The organism is Nostoc sp. NOS(2021) (genome assembly GCF_017115025.1).
Taxonomy (GTDB): Bacteria; Cyanobacteriota; Cyanobacteriia; order Cyanobacteriales; family Nostocaceae; genus Nostoc.
In genome coordinates this window covers 1-5,343 of the sequence record NZ_JABXKM010000159.1, presented here as the reverse complement: position 1 = coordinate 5,343, position 5,343 = coordinate 1, and the positions used below count along the sequence as shown (strand labels likewise).

Annotated in this window: 4 protein-coding genes; 1 reads left to right on the top strand and 3 read right to left on the bottom strand. The window is 40.8% G+C overall.

What is annotated here, in order from left to right:
- Positions 1 to 117: 117 nt before the first annotated feature.
- Genes HWQ41_RS19825 through HWQ41_RS19815 form a run of 3 tightly spaced genes read right to left on the bottom strand, consistent with a single transcriptional unit; the run spans position 118 to position 4,989 of the window.
- Positions 118 to 1,131 carry an AAA family ATPase gene (locus tag HWQ41_RS19825; RefSeq protein WP_292766417.1) on the bottom strand — a complete coding sequence of 338 codons (1,014 nt, stop codon included), beginning with the start codon at positions 1,129 to 1,131 and terminating at the stop codon, positions 118 to 120.
- A complete protein-coding gene (locus HWQ41_RS19820) occupies positions 1,128 to 3,371 on the bottom strand; it encodes a hypothetical protein (protein WP_292766415.1) in 2,244 nt (747 codons plus the stop codon). Before HWQ41_RS19820 ends, HWQ41_RS19825 begins: the two co-directional genes overlap by 4 nt.
- Positions 3,364 to 4,989, bottom strand: coding sequence for an NACHT domain protein (locus tag HWQ41_RS19815; RefSeq protein WP_292766413.1), 1,626 nt, complete (start codon positions 4,987 to 4,989; stop codon positions 3,364 to 3,366). The genes HWQ41_RS19820 and HWQ41_RS19815 overlap by 8 nt, the downstream gene beginning before the upstream one ends.
- Positions 4,990 to 5,067: 78 nt before the next feature.
- On the opposite strand from HWQ41_RS19815, the gene HWQ41_RS19810 reads away from it, so the two are divergent.
- The gene (locus HWQ41_RS19810) at positions 5,068 to 5,241 is read left to right on the top strand and encodes a hypothetical protein (RefSeq protein WP_292766411.1); all 174 of its coding nucleotides are present in this window, start codon (positions 5,068 to 5,070) and stop codon (positions 5,239 to 5,241) included.
- Positions 5,242 to 5,343 lie beyond the last annotated feature (102 nt).

Sequence of the window (5,343 nt, the reverse complement as noted above, 5' to 3'; positions counted from 1 at the left end):
GGCTTATTTTAAGTAAGTTGTAGTTTTGTTGAGAAAGATCCGGGTAATGGATAGCCTTATAGGGAAGGGGTTGGGGGTTAGGTCTCTATTGGACTCAACTGAGAAACGCTATAGAATCTAAGCAAAATTTACTTGCTTGCTTAAAAAATCCCGGAAGCTGGAATGATAAAGACTGTAGCGGATTTCTCCATCAATTTGCTGGAGTGTTAAAAACTCACGCCAATTTTCCAGAACTTCTTCAACATCGTATTCATCAGCATCAATTGCACTAGCAATCACTTCTGCTGATAAGAGTGATGAAACTTGCACTAACACACTCAGCACAAATGATTTCAATTTCCTCTCAAAACTTGGCGAATTAGAGGAAATCATCTTGTGCAAATGCTGCTGATAATAAGCCTCTAAACCAGGGGGGAGTCGGTCAACCTCCTTAGAGATGGCAGGTAATATCTGGCTGAGATACATGAAATTGTTTTCGCTTTTGGCGGTTAGCTGTGCTGTAAGTTCTTCTGAGTTGTTGACGTATTGCCGAATGTATCCTCCGACATCCTCCCGGTTTTGTTGTGGGTATTCTGCTAAGTCGAGAATTTGGGAAGGTGCTTCTATCAACAAACCGGATTGTTTTCGCACATAAGGACGACGGGTAAGAAGGAAATAGACGCCACGCGGGAGATATCTGGGAAGATAAAAGAGATTTGAGCCTGGGGTTTGGTCGGTGCGGTTAACAGCATCCAAGGCATCAATAGCAATGATAAACTTTTGTTGAGGTTCTAGCTTATCGCTGACTTGCTGAAGAAGGGTAGGTAGAGAGGTTTCTTGAGATGTCTGGGCAATTTGTGTGCAGATAGTAGCAATAAATTCCTCAGCGCGATTTTTGCCTGGAAGTTGGGCGTTGTAATAGAAACCGTGGGGATTTTCTGTTACGTATTTGGCGAGGATGGCACTTTTGCCGCTACCAGGTGCGCCAATTATGGTAAAGTAACCGCGATCGTGACGCTGGAGAAAGTTGGATATTGCGGTGAAGACGAATCCGCGACCAACAAAGTTTTGGCTTTTTTCGAGAATGACTTGTTGAAATTCTATTGGGTAGGAGGTGGTATTGATGAAGGCTGGGGAAGGTGGGGTATTCATGGTGACGCCTCTACGCCTTCTAGGCGGAGGACATGTAAGCGTCCTGATTCTTCACCTACTACAATTGTTACGCCATCTGGAGCAACGGCGCAGCGATAGAATCTATAATCACCTGTGAAGCTGGCAATTACGTCTCGGTTTTGCAAATTCCAAACCTTGAGTGTAGTATCAAGAGAACAAGAAATCACGTATTTGCCATTCGGAGTGATGGCGACTGCATTCACCGATTCACCATGACCCCTAAAGGTGAATAATTCTTGCCCCAACTGCAAATCCCAGACTTTGAGTGTAGTGTCATTGGAACCAGAAATCAAGTATTTAGCATCTGGGGTGACGGCGACTGCATTCACCTGATAACGATGACCTCTGAAGGTAAATTTCTCTTTACCAAACTGCAAATCCCAGACTTTAAGTGTTTTGTCACCAGAACGAGAAATAACATATTTCCCATCCTGGGTAACGGCGACTGCATCCACCGATTTACGATGACCGCTGAAAGTAAACTTTTCTTTGCCTGACTGCAAATCCCAAACTTTGAGTGTTTTGTCACTAGAACCAGAAATCACGTATTTGCCATTTGGAGTGATGGCGACAGTATTCACTGATTCCCCATGACCGTTAAGGGTGAATTCTTCTTTGCCAGACTGCAAATCCCAAACTTTGAGTGTTTTGTCCCAAGAACCAGAAATCACGTATTTGCCATCTGATGTGACGGCGACTGCATTAACCAAGTTACTGTGACCAGTGAGGGTATGAAATACCTTGCCTGTCTGTAAATCCCAAACTTTGAGTGTTTTGTCCCAGGAACCAGAAATCACGTATTTTCCATTTGGGGTGACAGTAACTATATGAACCCAGTCACTATGCTCGCTCAGGATAAATTTTTGTTTAGTAGACTGCAAATCCCAAACTTTGAGAGTATTGTCCCAGGAACCAGAAATCACATATTTTCCATCTGGGGTGATGCCGATTGTCTTTACCGAGTGACTATCGAGGGTGAACAATTTTGAGCGAGATTCCAAATCCCAAACTTTGATATTATTGGAAGCAGAAATTACGTATTTGCCATCTGGTGTGACGGCAACTGCATTTACACTTCTATGATCCTTGAGAGTGAATTCTAATTTGCCAGACTCCAAATCCCAGACTTTGAGTGTTTTGTCACTGGAACCAGAAATTACATATTTGCCATCCGGTGTGACAGCAACTGCATTTACTGGTCTACTGTGACTGTTGAGGCTACGGCTACGATGACTGATGAGGGTGAGTTGTAATTTACCAGAGTTCAAATTCCAGACTTTAAGTGTTTGGTCACGGGAAGCAGAAATCGCGTATTTACCATCCGGTGTGACTGCAACTGCATTCACCCAGCTAGTATGACCACTAAAGGTAAACTTTTCCTTTGCTGTATCTAAATCCCAATTTAACTCCCAGACTTTAAGCGTTGCATCAAGAAAACCAGAAATCACATATTTACTATCTGGTGTGACTGTGATCGCATAAACCGAGCTACTATGACAGCTAATAGTAAATTTTTCTTTTAATGTATGTAAATCCCAGACTTTGAGTGTTTTGTCATCGGAAGCAGAAATCGCGTATTTACCATCCCGTGTGACAGCCACTGCATTAACGGAGTCAGTGTGACCAACAAAGATGAACTCTTCCTTTACTGTATCTAAATCCCAGATTTTTAGCGTTTTGTTCTGGTAAGCACAAATCACATATTTGCTATCCGGTATTACTGCAACTGCATTCATCTGGTCACTATGACCACCAAGGGTGCGAACTAACGCAGTACCCGGTGGAGTTAAGCTAGCTATCAAGGTACGCAAGCAAATGGTTTTAATTTGCGATATTTGTTGCAGCACATCTTTGATTTCCGGCGCATCAAAGTATAGCAAACGTCCTGATAATTGCCCTGCTAGTTGCTTTGTATCTTGAATTAAAATATGTGCCGATAGTCGCAACGCCCCTTGAATCAATTTCAGTACTTTTACAGTTTGGTCGTTATATTCTGGGTGAGTAAAAAATTTTGTATCATCAATCAAATCATAATCTTCAATCAGCGCTTGCACACCAAAATCAGAATGCTTGACTTTAGCATCGATAAAATCAAAATCAGTCAGTCTTTTGTAAAGTGATTTCCACTTTCCTATCTTTGCTTTAACACGAGGGTCAATGAGGATGGTTCGCTGGTCGCTTAACGATAACTGGGCAAATTTTTCAGCAAAACTACTCATCTTCGTACTCATCTGGTTTTAGACTTGCCCACAATTGGTCATTAGAATCGGAAATAAGATGCTGAACTTCTTGCCAATCAATATTATTGTTCTTTTTCTCTCTTTTTAGACTAGGTTGGTTGCGGAGAAAATCTGCAAAACTTTGGTGATAAATTGAATAGTAGTCTTCTAGATTTTGTTTTTGTTTTCTCAAGAATTCCAGCCACTTATTCAAAAGCTCCAAGACATCATATTCATCTCGACCAGTTATGCGGGCAATGGATTCACAGGAAATCGGCTTACCTACCTCAACCAGTACACAGAGGATAATCGCATTCGTCCGCTTGTCTGGAGTATCCATTTTCATCTGCTTCCAATGCTGTTCATAATAACCCTGAAGTTTCTCAGGTAATTCTTCTAAACTTAAGTTTTGATAATCTCCTCTAGCAATAATTGGTAAGACATAGTACAGGTACATAAAATTGTTTTCACTTTTTTGTGCTACCTGCTCAATAAAATATGGCGGCTGAATGTTGCGTTTTTGAATCCATGCCTTCAGACCATGATGCTCTGGCTCATCATTAATAAATGTACTAATGTACTCTTTCACATCTTTTCGATTCCAGACTTCATACTTATTCGCTGTTAAATCCAACTGCTGCTCTGGAACTTCTTCAGTCAACAAGCGCTTTTCATTTTGTGCATAGCGTCGCCTAGTTAGCAGAAAATATATCCTCTCTGGCAGATTTTTAGGTAAATCTAAAAGATTTCCTGACCCTGGTTGTTCGACTTCATCGAGTGCATCAACCACAATTACCAAGGGTTCACCAACCACCAGCTTTTCATTTACTTTCGTCAGCAAAGTAGGTAAATTATCATTCTCTGCATTTTGTAACTGATAGCGATTAATGAGTTGTTGACGAATACTTTGCAGAAATTGGTCTGGTGTGTTGCGACCTTCTGCCCGAATATTAAAGTAGCAGATAGCTTTGTATTTATAGACGGATTGAGCCGCGATAGCACTTTTCCCCATACCCGCATCCCCAATGACGGTAAAATAACCTTTAGGATGCTTTTTGAGAAAATTATCAAACTTATTAAATACAAATACTCGTCCGCAAAATGCCTTAGTTTTTTCTTCGATTAGCGCCTTAAAGTCATTTGGATAAAGAGACTGTTTTGGAGGTTCTACAAATGTCTTCAGGTGTTCTTGAAGTCGTACATTAGTTATAACTTCTCCAGGATTTATAGAGCGTTTTGCCAAACTGACAAAAACTTGATGAAATTCCTGAACCTGAGCTAAGTCTATTTTTGCTTTTTGTGCCTCATCTTTTAATGTATTCCATTCTTCGTTATTAATAGCTAACGCATTTTCTGCAAAAGCCTTGGCAAAAGCTTTTTTAATCTCTTTATTTCTAAAAAAATTGAGTATATAATCAGCTTGAAATACGCCATACTCTACCAAAGCATAAGTATAAACACCTTCAAAATCTTTGGGAGGCTGTATTGGATCAAGATTTAAACCTTTTAAAACTTTAATAATATATTCGTTACGTTGAGCCTGCTGGATACCAAGGGAAACAGTAGCAGGTGCAACAGCTTTAATAGCATTAACTACAGATATGGAGTCAATATTCATCTTTCCTGTGGTGGGAGCAGGTTGTGATACCCTTACCTTATCGCATATTCACTTAGTACATGATTTCACAAGTTAGTAGTGAAAAATTGCCTACAATTAAACCTCTGCGTTCCTTTACGCCAACCTTTGCGCTCCTTTGCCTTTAAAAACATTAGTGCAAGATGTGATGTAAAGTTATGTGTGGTGCGATCGCTAACCTATATCAACTCACTAGTTATCACCACTTCATTAGCCCTCACCCTGAATATATAGCGTTTCCTAATCACATGAAGTAGATCAGAGCAAGCTCCTCGCTTGCGGGGAGGGGGTTGGGGGTGGGGTTCTTGTACCTCACAAGGGCCGAGAACCGCTATA

Coding starts and splice junctions, on each gene's coding strand:
- HWQ41_RS19820 (WP_292766415.1), bottom strand. CDS start 3,371: ATGAGTAGTTTTGCTGAAAAATTTGCCCAGTTATCGTTAAGCGACCAG.
- HWQ41_RS19815 (WP_292766413.1), bottom strand. CDS start 4,989: ATGAATATTGACTCCATATCTGTAGTTAATGCTATTAAAGCTGTTGCA.
- HWQ41_RS19825 (WP_292766417.1), bottom strand. CDS start 1,131: ATGAATACCCCACCTTCCCCAGCCTTCATCAATACCACCTCCTACCCA.